General features: G+C 72.5%; 21 protein-coding genes and 1 riboswitch. Of the genes, 14 read left to right on the forward strand and 7 right to left on the reverse strand.

The genetic code is table 11. The features are described 5' to 3' along the window. Positions 1-7: 7 nt before the first annotated feature. Positions 8-460, reverse strand: a complete 453-nt coding sequence (locus tag ACFYX4_RS08865) for a winged helix-turn-helix transcriptional regulator (protein ID WP_389328160.1) — start codon at positions 458-460, stop codon at positions 8-10. A gap of 111 nt (positions 461-571) precedes the next feature. On the opposite strand from ACFYX4_RS08865, the gene ACFYX4_RS08870 reads away from it, so the two are divergent. From ACFYX4_RS08870 to ACFYX4_RS08885, 4 genes are all read left to right on the forward strand, one after another. Further along, positions 572-1,426, forward strand: a complete 855-nt coding sequence (locus ACFYX4_RS08870; protein ID WP_389328163.1) for an SDR family oxidoreductase — start codon at positions 572-574, stop codon at positions 1,424-1,426. A gap of 168 nt (positions 1,427-1,594) precedes the next feature. Beyond that, positions 1,595-2,554, forward strand: coding sequence for an EamA family transporter RarD (gene rarD / locus ACFYX4_RS08875; RefSeq protein WP_389328166.1), 960 nt, complete (start codon positions 1,595-1,597; stop codon positions 2,552-2,554). Positions 2,555-2,846: 292 nt separating this feature from the next. Beyond that, a complete protein-coding gene (locus ACFYX4_RS08880) occupies positions 2,847-3,335 on the forward strand; it encodes a VOC family protein (protein WP_389328169.1) in 489 nt (162 codons plus the stop codon). Between the two features lie 211 nt (positions 3,336-3,546). Further along, complete coding sequence (locus ACFYX4_RS08885) at positions 3,547-4,530, forward strand: M28 family metallopeptidase (protein WP_389328172.1); 984 nt, start codon at positions 3,547-3,549, stop codon at positions 4,528-4,530. A 30-nt stretch (positions 4,531-4,560) separates the two neighbouring features. On the opposite strand, the gene ACFYX4_RS08890 is transcribed toward ACFYX4_RS08885, so the two are convergent. After that, a complete protein-coding gene (locus tag ACFYX4_RS08890) occupies positions 4,561-5,904 on the reverse strand; it encodes a tetratricopeptide repeat protein (protein ID WP_389328175.1) in 1,344 nt (447 codons plus the stop codon). Positions 5,905-6,107: 203 nt separating this feature from the next. On the opposite strand from ACFYX4_RS08890, the gene ACFYX4_RS08895 reads away from it, so the two are divergent. The 3 genes from ACFYX4_RS08895 (at position 6,108) to ACFYX4_RS08905 (ending at position 8,604) form a co-directional block, all read left to right on the forward strand. Next, the gene (locus ACFYX4_RS08895; RefSeq protein WP_389328177.1) at positions 6,108-6,659 is read left to right on the forward strand and encodes a hypothetical protein; all 552 of its coding nucleotides are present in this window, start codon (positions 6,108-6,110) and stop codon (positions 6,657-6,659) included. A gap of 65 nt (positions 6,660-6,724) precedes the next feature. Beyond that, positions 6,725-7,870, forward strand: coding sequence for an amidase (locus ACFYX4_RS08900; RefSeq protein ID WP_389328667.1), 1,146 nt, complete (start codon positions 6,725-6,727; stop codon positions 7,868-7,870). 146 nt (positions 7,871-8,016) lie between these two features. Then, positions 8,017-8,604 carry a flavodoxin family protein gene (locus ACFYX4_RS08905; protein ID WP_389328180.1) on the forward strand — a complete coding sequence of 196 codons (588 nt, stop codon included), beginning with the start codon at positions 8,017-8,019 and terminating at the stop codon, positions 8,602-8,604. Between the two features lie 9 nt (positions 8,605-8,613). On the opposite strand, the gene ACFYX4_RS08910 is transcribed toward ACFYX4_RS08905, so the two are convergent. From ACFYX4_RS08910 to ACFYX4_RS08925, 4 genes are all read right to left on the reverse strand, one after another. Then, positions 8,614-9,486: an ABC transporter permease gene (locus ACFYX4_RS08910; RefSeq protein ID WP_389328670.1), complete on the reverse strand. Its 873-nt coding sequence runs from the start codon at positions 9,484-9,486 to the stop codon at positions 8,614-8,616. Positions 9,487-9,568: 82 nt separating this feature from the next. Next, positions 9,569-10,687: an ATP-binding cassette domain-containing protein gene (locus ACFYX4_RS08915; protein ID WP_389328183.1), complete on the reverse strand. Its 1,119-nt coding sequence runs from the start codon at positions 10,685-10,687 to the stop codon at positions 9,569-9,571. A 10-nt stretch (positions 10,688-10,697) separates the two neighbouring features. After that, positions 10,698-11,960, reverse strand: a complete 1,263-nt coding sequence (locus tag ACFYX4_RS08920) for an outer membrane lipoprotein carrier protein LolA (protein ID WP_389328186.1) — start codon at positions 11,958-11,960, stop codon at positions 10,698-10,700. A 484-nt stretch (positions 11,961-12,444) separates the two neighbouring features. After that, positions 12,445-13,455 (reverse strand): polyprenyl synthetase family protein, encoded by a 1,011-nt coding sequence (locus ACFYX4_RS08925; protein WP_389328189.1) that lies wholly within the window; start codon positions 13,453-13,455, stop codon positions 12,445-12,447. Positions 13,456-14,092: 637 nt separating this feature from the next. Next, a riboswitch (cyclic di-AMP (ydaO/yuaA leader) is annotated at positions 14,093-14,279 on the forward strand. Positions 14,280-14,282: 3 nt separating this feature from the next. Between ACFYX4_RS08925 and ACFYX4_RS08930 the strand changes: the two genes are divergently transcribed. Next, on the forward strand, positions 14,283-14,765 hold the full coding sequence (locus tag ACFYX4_RS08930; RefSeq protein WP_389328192.1) for a transglycosylase SLT domain-containing protein: 483 nt from the start codon (positions 14,283-14,285) through the stop codon (positions 14,763-14,765). A 30-nt stretch (positions 14,766-14,795) separates the two neighbouring features. Here ACFYX4_RS08930 and ACFYX4_RS08935 read toward each other — a convergent pair whose 3' ends face one another. Further along, on the reverse strand, positions 14,796-15,620 hold the full coding sequence (locus tag ACFYX4_RS08935; RefSeq protein ID WP_389328195.1) for an HAD family hydrolase: 825 nt from the start codon (positions 15,618-15,620) through the stop codon (positions 14,796-14,798). A 248-nt stretch (positions 15,621-15,868) separates the two neighbouring features. Here ACFYX4_RS08935 and ACFYX4_RS08940 point away from each other — a divergent pair, with 248 nt between their 5' ends. The 6 genes from ACFYX4_RS08940 (at position 15,869) to ACFYX4_RS08965 (ending at position 23,077) form a co-directional block, all read left to right on the forward strand. Further along, positions 15,869-16,957 (forward strand): GNAT family N-acetyltransferase, encoded by a 1,089-nt coding sequence (locus tag ACFYX4_RS08940; protein WP_389328198.1) that lies wholly within the window; start codon positions 15,869-15,871, stop codon positions 16,955-16,957. A gap of 33 nt (positions 16,958-16,990) precedes the next feature. Continuing rightward, entirely contained in the window at positions 16,991-18,406 is a 1,416-nt protein-coding gene (locus tag ACFYX4_RS08945; protein WP_389328201.1) for a glycosyltransferase, read from the forward strand. After that, complete coding sequence (locus ACFYX4_RS08950; protein ID WP_389328205.1) at positions 18,403-19,215, forward strand: polysaccharide deacetylase family protein; 813 nt, start codon at positions 18,403-18,405, stop codon at positions 19,213-19,215. The genes ACFYX4_RS08945 and ACFYX4_RS08950 overlap by 4 nt, the downstream gene beginning before the upstream one ends. 118 nt (positions 19,216-19,333) lie before the next feature. Continuing rightward, positions 19,334-21,244 (forward strand): hypothetical protein, encoded by a 1,911-nt coding sequence (locus ACFYX4_RS08955; RefSeq protein ID WP_389328208.1) that lies wholly within the window; start codon positions 19,334-19,336, stop codon positions 21,242-21,244. A gap of 4 nt (positions 21,245-21,248) precedes the next feature. Beyond that, complete coding sequence (locus ACFYX4_RS08960; RefSeq protein ID WP_389328211.1) at positions 21,249-21,782, forward strand: hypothetical protein; 534 nt, start codon at positions 21,249-21,251, stop codon at positions 21,780-21,782. Between the two features lie 224 nt (positions 21,783-22,006). Beyond that, positions 22,007-23,077: a glycoside hydrolase family 26 protein gene (locus ACFYX4_RS08965; protein WP_389328214.1), complete on the forward strand. Its 1,071-nt coding sequence runs from the start codon at positions 22,007-22,009 to the stop codon at positions 23,075-23,077. Position 23,078: the final 1 nt, after the last annotated feature.

Here is a 23,078-nt window from a genome sequence, read left to right on the forward strand (position 1 = left end):
CGGCGTCTCACGAGGCCCGGGAGCGCGCCTCCCGGGCCTCGTCGTATGTACGGCGGGCCTCCTCCACGTCGGCCATGCGCTCCGTGGTCCAGGTCGCCAGCGCCTTGACCTGCGCGGCGGCCTCGCGCCCCAGGTCGGTGAGCGAGTAGTCGACGCGCGGCGGGATCACGGGTCTGGCGTCACGATGGACCAGACCGTCGCGCTCCAGGGTCTGGAGGGTCTGGGTGAGCATCTTCTCGCTGACCCGGCCGATCGCCCGGCGCAACTCACTGAAGCGGTAGGGGCGCTCCAGCAGCTCCATCAGCACCAGGACGCCCCAGCGGCTGGTGACGTGCTCCAGGACGAGGCGGTACGGGCACAGCCCGGCGTCCCTGTCGTACTTGGCGGCTGCGGTCCCGTTCTCGGCGGCTCTCGCCTGGCTCTCGACGGCTGCCGTCTCGTTCGTGTCACTTACTGCCATGCCAGTACCTTACTTCAAAGTGGGTACTTTCTCAGAGTTAGCGCACCCCCTAGAGTTAGTGCAGGAACGGGAACCGCCCACCCTCCTTCACCCCCCTAGGAGTTCTGAATCATGAGCATCGTCGTCACCGGAGCCACCGGACACCTCGGCCGTCACGTCGTGGAGCAGCTGCTGGAGAAGGTTCCGGCGGAGCAGATCACCGCCGTCGTACGGGACGAGGCCAAGGCCGCGGACTTCGCGGCGCGCGGGGTGAAGCTCGCGACCGCCGACTACAACGCGCGCGAGACGTTCGACGGGCTGTTCGCCGCCGGGGACAAGGTGCTGCTGATCTCGGGCAACGAGTTCGACAAGGGCCGCCCGCAGCAGCACCAGGTCGTCATCGACGCCGCGAAGGCGGCCGGTGTCGCGCTGCTCGCCTACACCAGCGCGCCGGGCAGCCTCACCGCCGCCCTCGCCGACGACCACCGCGCCACCGAGCAGGCGCTGACCGCGTCCGGCGTGCCGTACGCGCTGCTGCGCAACGGCTGGTACCACGAGAACTACACCGAGCAGCTCGCCCCGGTGCTGGAGCACAACGCTGTCGTCGCCGCCGCTGGCGAGGGCCGGGTCTCCTCCGCCTCGCGCGCCGACTACGCGGCCGCCGCGGTCGCCGTCCTCACCGGCGAGGGCCACGAGGGCAAGACGTACGAGCTGGGCGGCGACGAGGCGTGGGGCTTCGCCGAGTACGCGGCCGAGCTGAGCCGGCAGACCGGCAAGGAGATCGTCTACAACTCCGTGCCGGCCGAGGCGCTCGTCGGCATCCTGACCGGCGCCGGGCTGCCCGAGCAGTTCGCCGCGATCCTCGCCGGCGTGGACGTGTCGATCGCGAAGGGCGAGCTGGTCGTGTCCTCCGGCGATCTGTCCCGGCTGGCGGGCCGTCCGACCACGCCGCTGTCGGAGGCGATCACGGCCGCGCTCAAGGGCTGAGTGCGGCGCGGGGGTCTTGGGCGTGCCGTTGCGGGGCCCCGGGTGGGCCGTCACCCTCGCCTGTCATGACCGTATGGCGATACGGGCATGACAGGCGGGGGTGCTCGGCGTTACCTTCTCCACGCGGGGCCGCATGCCTGCGCGTGCCTGACGTGAGAAGGAGGACCCGTGGCCGGGACGTCGAAGGGTGAGGGCCGGATAGGCCTGCTGAACGGCCTCGCCGCCTACGGGATGTGGGGCCTGGTCCCGCTCTTCTGGCCGCTGCTCAAGCCCGCCGGGGCGGTGGAGATCCTCGCCCACCGCATGGTGTGGTCGCTCGCGTTCGTCGCCGTCGCGCTGGTCGTCGTCCGGCGCTGGGCCTGGGCGGGCGAGCTGCTGCGGCAGCCGCGGCGGCTGGGGCTCGTCGCGATCGCCGCGGCCGTGATCACCGTGAACTGGGGCGTCTACATCTGGTCCGTGAACAGCGGGCACGTGGTCGAGGCGTCCCTCGGGTACTTCATCAATCCGCTGGTCACCATCGCGATGGGCGTGCTGCTGCTGAAGGAGCGGCTGCGGCCGGTGCAGTGGGCTGCGGTGGGCGTGGGCGCGGCGGCCGTGGTCGTGCTGACCGTCGGGTACGGCCGTCCGCCGTGGATCTCCCTCTGCCTCGCCTTCTCGTTCGCCGTGTACGGGCTGGTGAAGAAGAAGGTCAACCTCGGCGGGGTGGAGTCGCTGGCCGCGGAGACCGCGATCCAGTTCCTGCCCGCGCTCGGCTATCTGCTGTGGCTGTCCGCGCAGGGCGGCTCCACCTTCGCCGACGAGGGCGCCGGCCACGCCGCGCTGCTCGCCGCGACCGGCATCGTGACCGCCCTGCCGCTGGTCTGCTTCGGCGCGGCGGCGATCCGGGTGCCGCTGTCCACGCTGGGGCTGCTCCAGTACCTGGCGCCGGTCTTCCAGTTCCTCCTGGGCATCCTCTACTTCCACGAGGCCATGCCGCCTGAACGCTGGGCGGGCTTCGCCCTGGTCTGGCTGGCCCTCATGCTCCTGACCACCGACGCCTGGCGCACAGCCCACCGCCTACGCACCCGCTCCACAAACCTCCGACCGACCACCCGCCCGGAAACTTCCCCGGCCACGCTGGACGTCTGAGGGAACACGGGACACGGGAGACGCCGGGGGCGGGGTGGTGCCGGCGTTGGGCCGGGGCGGTGCCCCTGTCGGGGCTGGGGTGGCACCAACGTAGAGCGGGGGCGATGCCGGCGTTGGGGCGGGGCGCGGCACCCACCTCGGGTCAGGGGCGGTGCCCATGTCGAGTCAGGGGTGGCACCCACGTCGGGCCGGGGGCGGCACGCACATCGGGCAGGGGACGGCACCCGCGCCGGGGCGGGGTGGGGGGCGAGGGTGCCGTGTTCTGGGGGGTTCCTCGTGTATGAGTGGGCTCATGAGCATCAGCGAGAGTGAGACATCCGCTCCGGCGCCCGACCCCCTGCGGTGGAAGCTCGTCATCGACGCCGCCGACCCGCACGCGCAGGCCGACTTCTGGGCCGCGGCGCTGCACTACACGGCCGAGGACAACGGCGCGTTCATCGAGCGGTTGCTGGAGTCCGGGGTGCTGCCGGGCGAGGCCACGGTGGAGTTCCACGGGCGGCCCGCCTTCCGGGACCTGATCGCCGTACGGCATCCGGCGGACCCGTTCGACAAGGACAGCGGGACGGGGCTGGGCCGGCGGCTGCTCTTCCAGCGCGTGCCCGAGGCGAAGACGGTCAAGAACCGGCTCCACCTCGACCTGCACGCCGGCCCGGACCGGCGGGAGGCGGAGGTCCAGCGGCTGACGGCACTCGGCGCGAGCGTGCTGCGGGAGGTGCGGGAGCCGGGCGGCCACTGGGTCGTGATGACGGATCCGGAGGGCAACGAGTTCTGCGTGCAGTGAGGAGGGCGCTCGGGGCGCCCCGGACGCTCGAACGCCCCCTGAAACTCAGGGAAACAAAGTCGCCCGGGACATCCCGATACCCGAACTCGCTGTCTATTTAGCACTCTTGACGGAGAGTTGGCCACAGCTTCACCATCCAGGCACCCCATTCACCGAGGGTTCCCTGTGGCCATCCCACGGGGAGCCCCGCTGGAATCCGGAGCCCCCCACCATGAAGCTCTCCGTTTCCGGGCGGGCGTCGGCGGTCGCCGTCGTCGCCGCCGTCACGCTCGTCGCCACCGGATCCATAGCCGGCGCGGCGCCCGCCCCCGAACCCGTCGCCCAGAAGAACGGCGCCCACCCCTCCCTCGCCCTCGCCGCCGCGCCCGACATCCCGGTGGCCAACGTCAAGGCGCACCTCACCCAGTTCCAGTCCATCGCCACGGCCAACGGCGGCAACCGCGCCCACGGCCGCACCGGGTACAGAGCCTCGCTCGACTACGTCAAGGCCAAGCTGGACGCCGCCGGATTCACCACGGCCATCCAGCAGTTCACCGCCTCCGGCCGCACCGGCTACAACCTGATCGCCGACTGGCCCGGCGGCGACGCCAACCAGGTCGTCATGGCGGGCTCGCACCTGGACAGCGTCAGCACCGGCGCCGGCATCAACGACAACGGCACCGGCTCGGCGGCCGTCCTGGAGGCCGCGCTGACCGTCGCCCGCACCGGCTACCAGCCCACCAAGCACCTGCGGTTCGCCTGGTGGGGCGCGGAAGAACTGGGCCTGGTCGGCTCGCGGTACTACGTCAACAACCTGTCGGCCGCGAACCGCGCCCGGATCACCGGCTACCTCAACTTCGACATGATCGGCTCCCCGAACCCCGGTTACTTCGTCTACGACGACAACCCGGCGATCGAAAAGACCTTCAAGGACTACTTCACCGGCATCGGCGTGCCGACGGAGATCGAGACCGAGGGCGACGGCCGTTCCGACCACGCGCCCTTCAAGAGCGCGGGCGTCCCGGTCGGCGGGCTCTTCACCGGGGCCAGCCGCGCCAAGACGACGGCGCAGGCGACCAAGTGGGGCGGTACGGCGGGCCAGGCCTTCGACCGCTGCTACCACTCCTCCTGCGACACCACCGCCAACGTCAACGACACGGCCCTGAACCGCAACGCGGACGCGCTCGCGTACGCGGTCTGGACGTTGTCGCAGTAGGCGGTCCGAAAGTCGTCGACCGCCTCCCGCTCAACCGCGCTGAGCGGCGTCCGCCTTGCGGGCCCGCTCGGCCAGGCGGAGCATCCGGGCGCGGGCCGACTCCAACTCCTCGACATCGTCGGCCGCCGGACCCTCCTCGGTGGTCAACTCCGTCCACAGGCCGAGGAGTTCGGTGCCGAGGTTGAGGCCCTGCAAGGGGTCGCGCACGGCACGCCAGGCCGTCGCCGCGCTCTGGACGTTGCCGTACGCGGCCTCCGCGTCCCGGCCGTGGCGGCGGATCCGGGCGAGGTCGAGGGAGAGATGGAAGGAGCGGAGCGGGTCGCCCGCCAAGTAGGCGATGTACGCGGTGAGTTCACGCAGTCGCAGCACCTCGGGGTGCTCCGGCCCCAGGGCCGCGGAGGCCTCGGTCACGGTCCGCTCGGCGAGCGCCGCGGCCGTGTCTATGCGGCCGGCCCGCACCGCCTCGTTGATCTGCGCCATCGGCTCCCCGAGGAGGGCGGGGGCGCCGCCGTCGCCGGGGAGGGTGCGGGGGTCGTCCCCGAGGACCGCTTCCGCCACGGCGTCGAAGCCGCGGGCGGGGGTCGGCTTGGGATCGGGATCCGCGTCGGCCTCGGGGTCGAGCTCCGGGACGAGGGGGCGGCGGGTCAGGGTCTCGGCGGCAGTGGCGCCGGCAGCGGCAGCGGTGGCGGTGGCCGTGTGATCGTCGCCGGTCGCGGCGTCCGGCCACTGCGTGGCCATCGCCGGCGGCGGTCCGAACACGCCGGTCGGGGCGGTGACCGTGCCGGGGGACGACGGAACGGCGTCCTGCGGCTCCGCGCCGTCCGCACTGGGCGCCTGCGACTGCGACTGCGTCGGCGTCGGCGTCGGCGTCGGTTCGTCGTTCGGCCGCGGTTGTGATTCCGGCTGTGATTGCGGCTGCTCGGGCACCGGGCGCAGGCGGAACGTGGGGGTCGACTCGCTCCCCTGGTCGGGCACGGACCGCAGCAGATGCGTCTGCTTGTCACGGCCGGAGTGCGAGGGCGCGTCCTGCGCGGGAGGGGCGGGCGTCGGCGACGCGTCGGCGGGCGCGGGCACCCGTAGGGGTTGCCCGGTGAAATGGCTGGAACCGTTCGGCTCGACGCGCAGCGGGACGACGTAGCCGATGCGCTCGTCGTGGACGGTGGCGACGACGGACTGGCCGGTGGCGAGGGCGATGCGGTGGAGGTGGCGCAGCACGGCGTGCTGCAACTCCTCGTCGTCGCCCGGCACGACCTGGACGCCGCCGATCGTCGCCGGGCCGCCCCCGGGGACGTGCACGTCGAGCGGCGCCACCGCGACGGCCGGCCGACCGGCGTGCTTCTCTTCCCGCTTCTTCTCGCGGCTGAGTCGAGACATCGGTTCCTCACTCGGACTCGTCACCCGGGCACGTACGTCGTGCTCCTAACCCGTGCACGCACGCGTACACGTACTGTTGAGTCTCTCTGCTCGCCCCCGGTCCTCACGTCACCGCGACGTCACAGCCTCGTTCCAAGGACCCGTGCCGGGGCGACGGCGACAGCGACGGCGGGCGCGACGGGGACGAGGAGGGGGCAGGGGGCATGCGGGTGACGGACGTGCGGCGCGGGCCGGAGATCTGGCTCCGCGGGCCGGTGGCCCCACCGGATTCAGGGTTGTACGCCCCACCGGATTCAGGGTCGTACGGGTCGGATCCCTACGGGTCGGCGGGCGGGCCTCGTCGGTTCTCCTGGCTGGCCGCGCACGGCGGGGCCGGGGCCTCCACGCTCGCCGCCGTCTACGGCGGCCACGACTGCGGACGCGACTGGCCCGGCCCCGATGCCCCGCCGTCCGTCCTGCTCGTCGCCCGGACGCACGCGAGCGGGCTGGAGTGCGCCCTGCGCGCCCTGGAGACGTTCCGCCGCGGGGAGACTCCGCCCGGCCTCGACCTCGGCGCGGTGGTCCTGGTCGCGGACGCCCCCGGCCGGCTGCCGCGCCCGCTCGCGCACCGGCTGCGGCTGATCGAGTCGGTCGTGGACGTGCACCGCGTCCCCTGGGTCACTGCCTGGCGTCTGGGCGACCTGTCCGGCGACCCGCCCCGGGAGACGGCGCCCCTGACCCGCCTCACCGGCATGGAGACGGGGCGGCTCCGCTGACCGAGGACGGGCGAGGACCAGCGCCTCCCTTCGTCGCGGATCCGGCGCTCCCCTCGGCCGTCGAGATCGCGGCAGCCGTCCGGGAGGGGCGGCTCCGGGCCGTCGACGCGGTGGACGGGGCGTTGGAGCGGATCCGGCGGGTCGATCGCGCGTTGGGGGCGTTCGCCGAGGTGTGGGAGGAGGCGGCGCGGGACCGGGCGCGGGAGATCGACGCACATGTCGCCGCGGGTGAGCGGCGGCTGCCGTTGGCCGGGGTGCCGATCGGGGTCAAGGGGCGGCACGGGCTGCGCACGGCGGGCGCGCTGATCGACGCGGGGTGCGTGCCGGTGGGGGCGACCGCCGTGCCCGGGCCCGGGACGCCCTGGCAGACCTGGGGCATCGGGGCCCACGGCCGTACCGTCAACCCCTGGCGCGCCGACCGTACGCCGGGCGGTTCGTCGGCCGGGTCCGCGGCGGCGGTCGCGGCGGGACTGGTGCCGCTGGCGACGGGCAGCGACGGGGCGGGCTCGGTGCGGATCCCGGCGGCCTGGTGCGGGATCGTCGGCCTGAAGGCCACGAACGGACGCTTTCCCTCCGTGGACCGGACGGGGCTGGCCGCGCCGGGGGCGCTCGCCCGGCACGCGGCGGACGTGGAGGCGTACTGGAGGGCGATGACGGGTGCGGCCGACCCCGGGCCGCCCGTCAGCGGCCCCTTCAGCGCCGTCTTCTCCCCCGATCTCGGCTTCGCCGACACCGAGCCCGAGTCGTCGGCCCTCGCGCGGGCCGCCGCCGCGCGCCTCGCCGCCGCCGGTGTACGACTCGAACCGCTCGGCACTCCCCCGATGCGGCTGGAGGACCCCGCACCCGCCTGGCTGGCCCTCCGCCGTAGTACCCGTAGCACCCGTAGTGCCGGGAGCACCCGTAGTACCCAAGACGCCCTGCGCGCCCGGAGCGTCAACGACCGTCGGCTGGCGGGGCTCTTCGCCCGCGCCGACCTCCTGCTCACCCCTACGACCCCGAACGCCCCGCACGGCCACGAAGGCCCAGGCGACCGCTACTCGACGGCGCTGACCTGGGCGTTCAACCTCAGCGGGCACCCCGCGATCAGCATCCCGGCGGGGATCGGCTCGGACGGCTGTCCGCGGGGACTCCAGGTGGTCGCGGCGCACGGCCGGGAGGCGGCCCTGCTCGCCGTGGCGGCGGCCGCGGAGGACTCCCGGCAGGGTCACTGACGGACGCCAGGACAGGGCGGCCGGTCAGGACCACCGGACAGGACCGTCGACGGGAACCACTGGCACATCTAATTGCACGCACATATGATGCATGTGCAGTTACCGTCGCACGCCGAACATCGACGTCGATCACCTGGGGGATCCTCATGAGCACGCGCCGTTTCCTGTTCGTGCTGGGCAGTGCCCGCGACGAGGGCAACACCGAGCTGCTGGCCCGCCGGGCCGCCGAACAGCTGCCCGCCGACGTCGAGCAGGAGTGGATCAGCCTCGTCGAACATCCGCTGCCCGACTTCGAGGACCTGCGCCACGACAGCGACCACGTCCGCCCCACCGAGGGCAGCACGGCGCTGCTGCTCGACGCCACGCTCGCGGCCACGGACCTCGTGATCGCCTCGCCGCTGTACTGGTACTCGCTCTCCGCCCAGACCAAGCGCTATCTGGACCACTGGTCGGGCTGGCTGCGCACCCCCGGCCTCGACTTCAAGGCGACGCTCGCCGGACGCACCCTGTGGGGGGTGACCGCGCTCGCCCACGAGGAGACGGTGGTCGCCGATCCGCTGGTCGGCGCGTTGAGCAACTCGGCCGCGTACATGGAGATGCGGTTCGGCGGGGTGCTGTTCGGCAACGGCAGCAAGCCCGGGGACGTCCTCAAGGACACCGAGGCGCTGGCGCGCGCGAAGACGTTCTTCGCGCAGGAGCCGCCGCTCGCGCGCTTCCCGTACGACACGGAATGAGCGGCTGTCCTAGGCGGTGATGTCCTTCGTCGTGAAGCGCGCCCAGGCCGCCGTGCCGAACACCGCCGCGTACAGCGCCTGGAGCCCGAGGTTCTTCCGCAGTTCCTCCCAGTAGACCGGATCGCGCATCAGGTCGGAGAAGGACAGCCAGTAGTGGGAGAACAGATACGGGTGGACGGCGTGCAGCTGCGGGATCTGGTCCAGGATCTGGACGGTGATCAGCAGTCCCACGGTCGTCGCCATCGCCGCGATGCCGCTGTTGGTGAGCGTGGACACGAACAGCCCGAGCGCCGCCACCCCGAGCAGTGACGCGGCGACGACGAGGGCGATCAGCAGGGCTCTGACCAGGCCGTCGGCGAAGCTGATGCGGGTGCCGGAGATGGTGGTCAGCTCGCCGAGCGGGAACAGCAGCGCGCCGACGGCGAGCGCCGAGACGGCGACGACGAGGGTGGCGAGCAGGCAGAAGGCCATGGTGGTGGCGTACTTGGCGAGCAGGAGACGGGTGCGGCCGGCGGGGGCGACGAGGAGATAGCGCAGGGTGCCCGCGTTGGCCTCGCCCGCGACCGCGTCGCCCGCGATGACGCCGACGGCCATCGGCAGGAAGAAGGGCAGCGTCGCCGCCAGCGCGGTGAACACCAGGAACAGGCCGTTGTTGGTGATCTGCGCGACGAACGCGGGCCCCTCGCCGCCACCGCCCCCGCCTCCCCCGCCGCCGTCGCCGGTCTCCATCTTCACGGCGATGCCGACGAGGACCGGCACGGCGGCCAGCACGCCCAGCAGGGCGAGGGTGCGCCAGCGGCGCAGGGTGGTGACGAACTCGCTGCGGAAGAGGCCCAGCGTCCACAGCGGACGGGGCCGGCGCGGAGCGCCCGCGTCGCCCATGTCCGCCCGCACGTCCGTCTGCATCTCCGCCCGCACGTCCGTCTGCATATCCGCCTGCATCTCCGCCTGGCTCGACGCCGGTTCAGCCCGCGACATCGAAGCCCTCCCCCGTGAGTGCCATGAACGCGTCCTCCAGGGAGGCGCGTTCCACGCCGAAGCCGCGGACGCGGACGCCCGCGTTCACCAACGCGGCGTTGAGATCGGCCGGTTCGAGGTCGGCGGGCTCGCCCGTGACCCGGTCCTCGGCGGCGACGACGTCCACGACGCCCTGTTCCTTCAGCACCCGGGCCGCGTCCGCCGTGTCCGGGGTGGTGACGACGAGCCGGCCGCGCGCCCGTGCCGCGAGGTCGGCGACCGGGCCCTGGGTGAGGAGGCGTCCGCGGGCCATCACGGCGGCGTGCGTGCAGACCTGCTCGATCTCGTCGAGGAGGTGGGAGGAGAGAAAGACGGTGGTGCCGTCGGCGGCGAGTTCCCGGACGAGGACGCGGATCTCGCGCATGCCCTGCGGGTCGAGCCCGTTGGTCGGCTCGTCGAGGACGAGCAGTCTGCGGGGCTGGAGCAGGGCGGCGGCCAGGCCCAGCCGCTGCTTCATGCCGAGCGAGTAGGCCTTGGCCCGCTTGCCGGCGGCCGCGGTCAGCCCCACCCGCTCCAGCGCCTCCCCGACCCGGGCGCGCCGGGTGCGGGGGTCGGCGGTCGGGTCGGCGGCGTCGTAGCGCAGGAGGTTGTCGCGGCCGGAGAGGTGACCGTAGAGGGCGGGGCCCTCGATGAGGGCCCCGACGTGCGGCAGGACGGCGCGGGACGCGCGCGGCATGGGCCGCCCGAGCACTCGCGCCGTGCCGGAGGTGGGCTCGATCAGGCCCATCAGCATGCGGATCGTGGTGGTCTTGCCGGAGCCGTTCGGACCGAGGAAGCCGAAGACGCTGCCCGCCGGGACGGCCAGGTCGAGGCCGTCGACGGCGAGCTGACCGCCGCGGTAGCGCTTGGTGAGGGCGCGGGTGCGGATGACGGCGTCGTCGTCACGGATGCCGGCGCCTTCGCCGCCGGTATCGGCGGTGTCGGCGGTGTCGGCGGTGTCGGCGGTGTCGGCGGTGTCGGCGGTGTCGGCGGTGTCGGCGGTGTCGGCGGTGCCCGGTGTCCCGGGCACCGCCTTCGCCGTATCGTCCGTGGCCTCGTCCATCGGCTCCCCCGATCGTCGGTTCACGCCAGGGTACTTACCGCCCCGCGTTCGCCGCCTTGACGAGCGCGTCCTTGGTGACGGCCCCGACGTAGACCTTGCCGTCGTCCGTGACGAGGGCGTTGATCAGACGGGTGGAGAAGACGGTGCCGGAGCCGAACTTGCCGATGACCTTGTCGCCGAAGGAGTCCAGGAAGCCGCCGAAGGCGCCCGCCTCGGAGGTGTCGGCCGCGCCGGAGGGCACGCCCTCGCCGCCGGTGTCGAAGGTGGCGATGGAGGTCCAGCCCTCGCCGAGGACGTTCAGCCCGGCGAAGTCCTGCCCGAAGTCCTCCTCGGGGGACTTGCCCGGCTTCCAGGCCTCTCCGCCGTGCGCCTTGCCGTCCGTCTTGCCGTCCGCCTTGCCCTGGCCCGCGGCCGGGCCGTCCGCGCCCTCTTCGGTGACCTTCGCGCCCTTGGGCGGGGTGAAGGCGAAGGTGGAGGCGGCGGGCTTGGCGAAGGTCACCTGGGTGAAGCCGACGTCCACGACGGCGGCGCCGCCGGCCGCCGGGGTCAGCGTGAACTTCAGCGGCAGGCCGGTCTTCGCGTCCACGGCCACGCTGATCGCGCCGACGGTCGACCCGGACTGCTTGGGCTTGACCACCAGCTTGTAGGCGTCGCGGCCGGCGACCCGCGCGGTGCCGTCCACGGTCACGGAGGTGGTGTCGTCGACGGACTTCAGGGCCTCGTCGGCGAAGTCCTTGGGCGTGGCGGGCGCGGCGTCCTCGCCGTGCTGCCCCTCGTCGACGGTGGAGTGGTAGACCTCGTTGGAGGCGCTGTCGTATCCCCACAGGTCCTTGCCGTTGTGGATGACGCTGTACTCGGCGGCGTTCTCCAGCAGCGACAGCTTCTGCCGGTCGGGGCCGTCGGCGGCGACACGCAGGGTGTGCGTGCCGGCGGCGAGCTCGGTGAGCTTGGCGGACGGGTCGGCGGACGATCCGTCACCGCCCTGCCCCGCGGCCCCGGAGAGCAGACCGCTCTCCAGACCGCCCAGGTCGGGCAGGCCGAGGTCGGTGGTGATCTTCACGGTGCCGGAGAGCTGCTGCACGTCCGAGGCGGCGATCTTCTCGATGAGCTGCTGCGCGCTGATCTTCGGCAGGTCGGGGTCGCCCGAGTCGGCGAGCGCCGGGACGAGCCCGATCGTCGCCGCCGCGACACCCGCCACGGTGACCGGGACGACGTACCGCACGGCCCTGCGCCGCCCGACGCGAACGTCGTCGGCCTCCCCGGCGTGCGTACTGTCGTCGGATGCGAACGGTGCCATGTGTGCCTTACCTCCGTCGTCGGCGGCGGCTGGTCATCTCGGGTGCGCTGTTCTCCACCACAAGCCGCCATTCTCACCCGAATCGGTGAGGGGTGGTGATTTCCGTGGTTTCCATATGACCAAACAACCGCCCCCGATACGTCAACCCGAGGACGCAACTCCGCGTACGCCTGGGGTATGACGCGGGGGTCGGAGGGGTGGAGGGACCCGTAGGGGGTGGGGGGTGGAGCGCCCGCAGGGGTGTAGGTGGCGGGGTGGCGGGGGTGCAGGTGGGGGGCAGGGGGTGCAGGTGGCGGGGTGTCAGGGGTGCAGGGGACGGCGTCCCCGCCGGGGTGCGGGGCGGAGCCCCGGGGCGGTTCGAGGCCCGCTCCTCAAGAAGCCGAGAGGGGCGGGTGGGTGGGAAAAGGGGGTCCGGGGCGGAGCCCCGGGGGGTCGAGGGGACCTCTCGAGGAGCCGAGTCGGGCGGGTGGGTGGGCAGGCGCCCTCACCCAGCCCGGTGCACCACCGCATCACACAGCTCCATCAACGCCCTCTTGGCCTCACACTCCCGCAACGGCACCAACGCGGCCCGCGCCTCCTTGGCGTACCGCACGGTGTCCGCCCGAGCCTGCTCCAACGCCGGGTGCGCCCGAAGCGCGGCCAGCGCCTCCGCGTGCCGAGCGTCGTCACTGAGGTCGGAGTCCAGCAGCTCACAGAGCGCGACGTCCTCCGGCAACGACAGCCGAGCCGCCCGCTCCCGCAACCGCAGCACCGGCAGCGTGGGGATCCCTTCCCGCAGATCCGTCCCCGGCGTCTTCCCCGACTCGTGCGAGTCCGACGCGATGTCCAGGACGTCGTCCGCGAGCTGGAAAGCGACCCCGAGCCGCTCCCCGTACTGGGTGAGCACGTCGACGACCGTCTCGTCGGCGCCGGACATCATCGCGCCGAAGCGGCACGACACCGCCACCAGCGACCCGGTCTTCCCGCCCAGCACGTCGAGGTAGTGCTCGACCGGGTCCCGCCCGTCCGTCGGCCCCGCCGTCTCCAGGATCTGCCCGGTGACCAGCCGCTCGAACGCCTCCGCCTGCACCCGGACCGCCTCGGGCCCGAGGTCGGCGAGGATGTGGGAGGCCCTCGCGAAGAGGAAGTCGCCGGTCAGCACGGCGACCGAGTTCCCCCACCGCGTGTTCGCGCTGGACACCCCGCGCCGCACCTCTGCCTCGTCCATCACGTCGTCGTGGTACAGCGTGGCCAGGTGGGTCAGCTCCACCACCACGGCCGACGGCACGATGCCCGGCGCGTGCCGGTCGCCGAACTGCGCCGCCAGCATCACGAGCAGCGGCCGGAACCGCTTCCCGCCCGCCCGGACCAGATGCTGCGCGGCACCGGTGATGAAGGGAACCTCACTCTTGGTGGCCTCGAGCAAGCCTTCCTCGACAGCCGCCAATCCGGCCTGGACATCGGCTTCCAGAGCCTGGTCCCGCACGCTCAGCCCAAACGGCCCGACGACGGTCACGAGGGGTCTCCTGTCTGCTGGTGTCTAGTGGCGTTACACGGTTTGTCGATACGTCGCTGCCATCACTCAAGTCAGCGTATCCGGTCACGTTTCGATCACCGATAAGCCCCCACGTCACCCGGCCCCCACGTCGCTCGACCGGGAGGTGCCGCGTTCGGCCCGGGAGGCACCGGATCACGACCGCCGACTTTCCGATCATCCGATCCGATGATCCGGTCGGACACCTGTCCACCCCCATCGACTCACCCGGAAGCGCCGATACATGCCCGGAGGTGTGCCGTATCTCACGAAGCCTTCGATAAACGGCATCAAATCAGACATTCCCTCCATTTGAATTCCTGGATTCCGCCCCCACCCCTTTAAAAGCGACTTCACGCCCATTGCCCGATTTACCCACTCTTGTCATCACGGGTGAGTTGGCTCACTTCGTCACGGAACCACCGACCCCGTACCGACCCCCGGATCCCTCAGCCCGGCACCCGAGTTGACACTTGCCGAAAGCAAAGGATCAAGCATCCCAAAAACACCAGACCAAGGTCAATAGGGGTGTTCCCCGAATCCGGTACTTGTTCCGGACATGTGCTCTCGCATACGTTCCCGGCCAGTCGGGCAGACGCCTCATCCTGCCGCCGCCCGACGTCATCCATCGACGAACATCTCGCACGGCAGGAGCGGGGGACCCAGAAAGACCGCCGGACCGTACGTCACGCACGTATCGGCACGGCTAGGGGTGAAGTCGTGCCGCCGTATCCGTACGGCGGCCGACCGGGCACCTCCCCGCCCGAACCCGACAGCTCACCTCGCAGGCGCCGGAGAGGAACTTCCCCATGCCCGCTGCCGCTCAGCCCCGCCGCCGCTTCGCCCGCGCCATCGCCGTCGCCTGCACCGGCGCCGCCGTGCTCGCCCTCCCCTTCGTCGGAGCGACCACCGCCTCCGCGACCACCGCCTCCACGGCCGCCGCTCCCCCGGCGACCACGCTGGCCGGCTACCCCAACAACCTCGACGGGTGGATCCGCCAGTCGCTCGCGATCATGGCCGAGAAGGGCATCCCGGGCACCTACAACGGCATCTACCGCAACATCATCCGTGAGTCGTCGGGCAACCCGAACGCCATCAACCTGTGGGACTCCAACGCGGTCAAGGGCACCCCGTCCAAGGGCCTGCTCCAGGTCATCGACCCGACCTTCGCCGCGTACCACGTCGCCGGCACCGCGTACGACCCGTACGACCCGGTCGCCAACATCACCGCCGCCTGCAACTACGCGGCCGACCGCTACGGCTCGATCGACAACGTCTTCGGCGCGTACTGATCACTTCTTCGACCAGGCCGGTCAGGTCGATCAGGGAAAGAGACGTTCGAGGACGACGGCCACGCCGTCGTCCTCGTTCGACGTCGTCACCTCGTCGGCCACCGCCTTGAGCTCGGGATGGGCGTCGGCCATCGCCACACCGCGCGCCGCCCAGTCGAACATCGGGATGTCGTTGGGCATGTCGCCGAAGGCGAGCGTGTCCTCGGGCCGCAGCCCGAGGTGCTCGGCGGCCAGGGCCAGGCCCGTCGCCTTGGTGACGCCGGACGGCTGGAGCTCCACCGTGCCCGGCCCCGACATGGTGACCGTGGCGAGCGAGCCGACCACCGAGCGGGCTGTCGACGCCAACTCGTCGTCGGTCAGGGTGGGATGGCGCAGCAGCACCTTGCTGATCGGCTCGCACCACAGGTCCTCGCGCGAGCCGACGCGCAGGGCGGGCAGGGTCGGGTGCGGCATCAGGTAGCCCGGTTCGATGAGCGTCAGCCCGTCGACCCCGTCCTGGTCGACGGCCGCGAACACCTGCCCGACCTCGGCCTCGATCTTGCCGATCGCCGTCTCGGCCAGCTCCCGGTCCAGGGTGACCGACCACAGCAGGCGGTCCGCGCCGGCGTCGTACACCTGCGCGCCCTGTCCGCACACCGCGAGCCCCCGGTTCCGCAGGATGTGCAGCAGCGGCCGTACCCGGGGCGCCGGGCGGCCCGTCACCACGAGGTGCCGGGCGCCGGCGGCGGCCACCCGCGCGAGCGCGTCGAGCGACCGGTCGGAGAACGTGTCGTCGCCGCGGAGCAGCGTTCCGTCCAGGTCGGTGGCGATGAGGGAGTACGCGGAACGCGGGGCATATGCGAGGGGTGCGGCCATGATCAGAGAATACGGATTCCGACGGCCCCCAACTCACCGCCGGTTCAGCCCCGCCAAGGCCCCGCTCCGGCCCCCTGCCGCCCCCCTCGCCGGCCCCCCGCTCTGGCCCCGCCTCACCTTTATACGGTGACGGAGGGAAAGGGGCGGTCTGCACCGGTTGGCAACAACATGGTCCGCTACCTACCGCCCGAACTGTCTTGAGCGGTACCGTCCAGAGTGTCCAGGGGGGACTTGATCGGGGGGTCAGGTTGAGCAGTGGACGTATTCGTGTGTCGAGTCCGGAGGATCTCGGCGAGGGGGAAAGGGAGCGGTGGCGTGCGCTGCGCGCCGCGTCACCCGCTCCGCGGAACCCCTTCATGGAACCGGAGTTCGCCGACGCCGTGGGGCGCGTCAGGCCGCGCACGCGCGTGGCGGTGGTCTACGAGGGGCGCGAACCGGTCGGCTTCCTGCCCCATGAGCGGGGCCTGCTGGGACAGGGGCACGCCCTCGCGTACGGCGTCTCGGACGCGCAGGGCGCCGTACTGAGCCCGGGAATCGGGCTCGGGCCGGACGAACTGATGCGCGCCTGCTCGCTGTCGAGCTTCGCCTTCGACAACCTGGAGGCGGAGCAGGGGCTGTTCACGCGGTACGCGGCCGCCGAGTACGCCTCCTTCGTCATCGACGTGGAGAAGGGGTACGAGACGTACGAGTCCGTCCTGCGCGCGCAGTCGCCCAAGTTCCTCAAGACGACGCTGGCCAAGGAGCGCAGGCTCGGACGTCAGGCCGGGCCGCTGCGGTTCGTGTTCGACGAACGCGAACCGGCCGCGCTGCGCACGCTCATGGCGTGGAAGTCCGCCCAGTACCGGCGGACCGGACGCCGGGACCGGTTCGCGCAGCAGTGGATCACCCGGCTCGTGCACCGGCTCGCGTCCGGGACGCGCGCCCCCGACTGCTCCGGCACCCTGTCCGTCCTCTACGCCGGCGACCGGCCCGTCGCCGCCCACTTCGGGCTGCGGTCGACGACCGTCCTGGCCTGCTGGTTCCCCGCGTACGACCCGGAGTTCGCGAAGTACTCGCCGGGGCTGGTGCTGCATCTGCGGATGGCGGAGGCCGCCGCCGCCGAAGGCATCGGGCTGCTCGATCTGGGGCGCGGAGCGGCCGAGTACAAGGACTCGCTGCGGACGGGCGAACTGCCCGTGTACGAGGGGGCGTGGACGCGTCCGGGGACGGGCGCCGCGCTGCACTGGCTGAGCCGCGAGCCGTCCCGCCGCGCCCACCACTTCGTACGCAGCCGGCCGAGGCTCGCCGCGGCGGCGAACCGGGCGTTGAAGAGCGCGGGCCGGCTGCGGGGGAGGTGAGGGGCGAACCATGAGAGAGGTGAAGGACGAACCATGAGCGGGGAGGGATTCGTGTCGCGCGACGCAGCACGTGTGCAGGAGGAGATACGGCGGTTCCTCGACATCGGGCCGGTCCAGGTCGCCGAGCTGGACCTGCCCGGCCGAGACGCCAGTGGCGTGGCGGCGCTCAGCCCCGGGCCGGGCAGCCCGCCCGTCACGCACGGCGAGGTGTTCGTCCTGGTCAGGAGGGGCGGCCTGCCGGTCGGCACCCTGCTCGGGACGGTCCCGGAGGGCGCCGATCCCAGGGCCGTGCTCGTCGGCCTGGCCCAGCAGCTGATCGCAGAAGAGCGCGGGGAGGGCGACAGGGGCGGCGACGGGGCTCGTGCCGAAACGCCCTCCGTGCCCTCCGTCCGCTCCGCCCCCGTCCCCTCCGCCACCGTCCCCTCCACCACCGTCGTCATCGCCACCCGGGACCGTGCCGACCAGCTCGCCCGCGCGCTCGACTCGCTGCTCGCCCAGGACCACCCCGACTTCGAGATCGTCGTCGTCGACAACGCGCCGGCCACGGACGCGACCCGGGACCTGATCGAACGCAAGTACGCCGAACGGGTGCGCCATGTCGTCGAGCCGGTGCCCGGTCTCGCCGTCGCGCACAACCGGGGCGTGGAGGCCGCGCACGGCGAGGTGATCGCCTTCACCGACGACGACGTGGTCGCCGACCCGCGCTGGCTCACCGAGCTCACCGCGCCCTTCGCCGCCGACCCCGGCCTCGGCTGCGCCACCGGGCTGATCCTGCCCGCCCGGCTGCGCACCCCGGCCCAGGTGCTGCTGGAGAGCCACGGCGGCTTCGCGAAGGGCTTCACGGCACGGACGTACGACCCGTACGACCCGCCCGCCGACGAGCCGTTGTTCCCGTTCACCGCGGGCCGGTTCGGCTCCGGCGCGAACATGGCGTTCCGGACGGACGTGCTGCGCGCGATCGGCGGCTTCGACCCGGCGACCGGCGTCGGCACGCCGGCCCGCGGCGGCGACGACCTCTACGGTTTCGTCCGCGTCCTCGCCCAGGGACACCGCCTGCGCTACACCCCGCGGGCTCTGGTCTGGCACCACCACCGGGAGACCTGGCACGACCTGGAGACCCAGGCGTACGGCTACGGCGCCGGCCTCACCGCCTACCTCACCGCGATCCTGGTCAACCGGCCCGCCCTGCTGCCGGCGTTCCTCGCCCGGCTGCCCCGCGGACTCGCCCACGCGCGGACGCTGACGGCCAGCCGGGGGGCGGGAGCAGGCGCGCGCAGCGCGCCCGGGGGGCACGACGAGCGGACGCACGTCTGGCCCCGGCGGCTGTCGCGCTTGCAGCGCCGGGGGATGCTCTACGGGCCTGTCGGCTATCTCCGCGCCCGTGCCCGGCGAGCGCTCGGCGCCGCCCGCCGACGGGTCCCCTACGGGGCGTCCGGAGGCACGGAATGACCGCCGCCGCGGGCCGCCTCGGGGCCATCCCGGTGTTCCTGTACCACGCCGTGATGGACGACCCGCCGGACTGGATCGCCGAGTTCACGGTCAGCCCGAAGGAGTTCGGCCGGCATCTCGACGCCGTCGTCGACAGCGGCCGTACGCCCGTCACCATCAGCGCGCTGGCCGACCACCTCGCGGGGCGGGCGTCGCTGCCGCCCCGGCCGGTGCTGCTGACCTTCGACGACGGCTTCGCCGACCTGCCCGGCCCGACCGCCGAGGCGCTGGCCGGACGTGGCCTGCCCGCCACCGCCTATCTCACCACCGGCGCCATCGCCCCGGGCGGCCGCAGCCTGCTGCCGCCCGCGCCGATGATGACGCTGGCGAGCGCGGCACGGCTGGAGCAGTCCGGCATGGAGATCGGCAGCCACACGGTCACCCATGCCCAGCTGGACACCCTCGCGCCCAAGGCGCTGGCTCACGAACTCCGCGATTCGCGCGCGGTGTTGGAGGACGCGTTGGGGCACCGGATCCGTCATCTCGCCTACCCGCACGGCTACAACAGCACCCGGGTCCGCCGCACGGCCGCCGCCGCCGGCTACGAGACGGCCACCGCCGTGCGCCACGCGCTCAGTTCGGACCGCGACGAGCACTACCGCATCGCCCGGCTCATCGTGCGCCGCGGCCACACCGTCGCCGACGTGGAGACCTGGCTGGCGGGCGGCGGCGCCCGGGTCGCCCCGTACCGCGACGGGCCCAAGACGGTCGGCTGGCGGTGGTACCGGCGTGCCCGCGCGGTCGTACGGGGCCCGGTCTTCGCCGGCTGAACCCGCATGGGCCGGGGTCGGGGCCGGCCGGCCGTGGGGACAGGCGGGCAGTTTTGGCGCGATTGATGTGAAAAGAAGAGGAAATTCCTATACTCGGCCCGGGGGAGGGAGCCACAGCGTGCCATCACATGTGCCCGTACCGGCCACGGAGAGCAGCGTGCCGCCGCCGCCCGCCCCCGAGCCCGCACGCGGCGTCGACGACGGCCGAAGATCCGTGCGGTTCCCGCGCCGCCCGCCCGGCCCCGCCCCGCTCGCACTGCTCCTCGCCGCCGGGCTGTGGGTGTACTCCCTGCCCCGCATCGGCTTCCGGGAGATGGGCGACTACGGGTTGCTGGACCGCCTCCCGGCCGTCTACTACCTGTCGTTGCTGGTCCTCACCGCCGGCTTCGTCGTCAGTCTGCGGCGGGCGGGCACCGCGCCCTGGTGGCCGGCCGCGCACTGCGCCGCGCTGCTGTTCGCCCTCAAGGCGCCGCCGGCGGTGCTGTACGACGCGGTGCGCTACCCCTGGGCCTCCAAGCACGACGCCGTCGTCGACACGCTGCTCGCCAACGGTGAACTCCGGCCGGGCGCGGCGCTGTCGGGCAACATGTCGGCCTACGACCAGTGGCCGGGCTTCTTCACGCTCAACGCGGGCCTGGTGCGCGCCTTCGGCGTGGAGAGCGCCGCCGCGTACGCAAACTGGGCGCCGATCGTCTTCGGCCTGCTGCTGATGCCGGTGCTGGTCCTGATCTACCGCACCTTCTGCGACGACTGGCGGCTGATCTGGACCGCCGTCTGGATCTTCCAGCTCGCCAACTGGGTGGGCCAGGACTACTTCTCGCCGCAGGGCCTGGCCTACCTGCTGCACCTCACCGTCATCGCGGTCGTGCTGCGGCACTTCGTGCGGCCCGGTTCCGCCGGACGACTGCGCGACCGTACGTTCCTCGACCCGGCCGCCGCCGCCGTGCCGCCGCCCACGGGGAAGGGGCAGCGCGCGATCTGCGTGGTGATCCTGGCCCCGATGATCGCCGCCGTCAACGCCACGCACCAGCTCACCCCGGTGATGCTCTGCATCTGTCTGCTCGCGCTCAACCTCACCCGCCGCTACCGCAATTACGGGCTGCTGGCCGTCGCCGCGCTGCTGATGCTCACCTGGGACCTCACCATGGGCCGGCCGCTGTTCGTGGAGACGCTCGCCACCCTCAAGGAGTCGATCGGCGAGCTGACGCAGAACTCCCGCGCCGGCTACGCCGGACAGCTCACCGGCCCCGGCCCCGAACTCGCGGGCACCGCCAACGTATTGATGGTGCTCACCGTCGCCGCCCTCGCCGGCGCCGCCGTCGTGCTGCGGCGCCGGCTCACCCGCGGCGCGCTGCCCCTGCTGCTGGTGTCCGTCGCCCCGGTGCCGCTGTTCGCCGTCAACGACTACGGCGGCGAAATGCTCTTCCGCGTCTATCTGTTCGCCCTGCCCGGGGCGGCCTTCTTCGCCGCCGCCGCGCTCGTGCCGGCCGTCGCGGGATCCCGGCGCAGCCGGGTGAAGGCGCTGTGGCGCAGGACGTCGGCCTTCGTCCTGCTGGCGGTCCTGCTGGTGCTGCTGGCCGGCTTCCTGCCGTCGTACTACGGCAAAGAGAGGATGTTCTACACGCCGCCCGAGGAGACCGCGCTCGTCACCCGGACCCTCGACAACGCGCCCGACGGCTCGCTCATCCTCGCCACCAGCGGGTCCTTCCCGCAGGCGCTCCACCGCTACGACCGCGTCGAGCACTGGTTCTTCGCCGAACAGGAGCTGCCGGAGAACGAGAAGATGCTGAGGGACCCGGCCCGCTACCTCGCCGACGGCATCCCGCCGGGGACAAGGGCGTACGTCATCCTCACCCGCACCCAGGACGTCTACGCCGCCGGGGAGGGCCTGCTCCCGGCCGGCGGCTTCCAGACCCTGCGGTCCGAGCTGTCCGCCTCACCGCTCTTCCGGACCGTGGAGAGCCACCCGTACGGCGTCGTACTGGAGTATCGCCCGGACACGGCCCCGTCATCGCGATCGGTCAGGTGAGCCCATGAACTCCAGCACCCGCTCCGACGACGTCGACACTCCCGATCAGGTTCCGGGCACCGGTGGTGCCGGTGAGGCCGGTGGCACTGGTGGTGCCGGTGGTGCCAGTGGCACAGATGGTGCCGGTGGTCTCCGGGTCGCCTCCACGCACCTCAGACTCCTCGTCGCGGCCTCGGGCTGGCTCGCGCTGGCCGCCGCCACCCTCGTCCCCGGGCCCGCCCCGCTGCGCTGGATCCCGGTGCTGCTCTTCGTCCTCTTCGGGCCGGGCTGCGCCGCGCTGTACCCGCAGCCGGGACGGCTGGCCCTCGGCGCCCGGCTGGAGGCCTTCGCGCTCGCCGCGCCCGTCAGCCTCTCGCTCGGCGTGCTCACCGCCACCTCGCTGTTCCTGGTGGAGAGCTTCTCGATGACGGCGTTCCTGTTCTGGCTCGCCGGTTTCACGACGGTCGTCGCGGCCCTGCCGGGGCTGCCGCTGCCCGCCGCGCGACGCGGCGCCGTCGAACGCGCCGAACGCCGCTCCTCCAGCGGCGGCGGCCCATGACGGGCAGGCACCGGCTGAGCAGGGGAAACAGCGAGGGAAGCGGGGTGGGGAACGGCGTGGGAGGCGACCTGGGGGGCGGCACGGAGGGCCTGCGTACCGGGGGCCGTACGGGAGGCGGCACAGGGGGTGCGGAGCGCGCGGGGGGTGCGGAGCGCGCGGGGGGTGCGGAGCGCGCGGGGGGTGCGAAGCGCGCGGGGGGTGCGAAGCGCGCCTACGCCGCCGTCGTGCTGGTGGTGGTGGCCGCCCTGCTCGCCGGGCTCGGGCTGTGGGCCGGTCGTCCCGACGACCCGGGCCCCTCCGGTGACGCCCTGCCCGCTAACGCGGCCTCCGGCGCACTGCCCGACGGCCCCTGCGCCCCCTCCGGCACGCTGGTTCCGCCGTGCGGCGCGTGGTGGGGCGCGTATGTGCCGTACGCGGGCAACGGCTCCCTCAAGGACGCCGTGCTCGGCTTCGAGAAACGGATCGGGCGCAAGCTCGACCTCGTCTACAACTACCACGACATGTCGGGCAGCGAGCTCGACGGACAGCTCCTCACCCCCGACGAGCAGGAACTCGGCAAGGACCGGATGCTGATGCTGGCCTGGGAGTCCACCGTCTGGACCGAGCCGCACCACGAGGGCTGGAGCGAGACCCAGCTCGGCTGGAAGAACATCGCCTCGGGCCGCTACGACGAGGAGATCCTCGATCCGCAGATCCGGCGCATCAAGGCCTACGGCAAGCGCGTCTTCGTCTCCTTCGACCAGGAGACCGACGCCCGCATCAAGGAGGGCGCCGGCACCCCGGCGGAGTACGTCGCCGCCTACCGCCACCTCCACGAACGGTTCCGCGAACTGGGCGCCGACAACGTCGTATGGGTGTGGACCGTCTCGGGCTACCTCGGCAGCGCCGCCGACATGAAGGCGCTCTACCCCGGGGACGAGTACGTCGACTGGATCGCCATGGACCAGTACAACTACTACCAGTGCCATGACACCACCGACTGGAAGGACTTCCTGCGCAGCCAGCAGCCCAGCTACGACTGGCTGCGCGAGAACGTCACCGACTCCAAGCCCGTGATGCTCGCCGAGTTCGCCACCGCGCCCGACGCCGACGCCCCGCTGCGCCAGCGCGACTGGTACACCCAGATCCCCGCCGCCGTGAAGAAGCTCCCGGAGGTGAGGGCGCTGGTCCACTGGAACCGGCCGACCTCCGAGAAGGCCGAGTGCGACCTGACCGTCAACGAGGGCCCGGGACTGGAGGGTTACCGGGAGGCGGGCCGGAACGGCTACTTCCACCAGCCGGTACCGCCCCGCTGAC

It is taken from the genome of Streptomyces sp. NPDC002328 (assembly GCF_042890065.1).
In the GTDB taxonomy this organism is placed as follows: domain Bacteria; phylum Actinomycetota; class Actinomycetes; order Streptomycetales; family Streptomycetaceae; genus Streptomyces.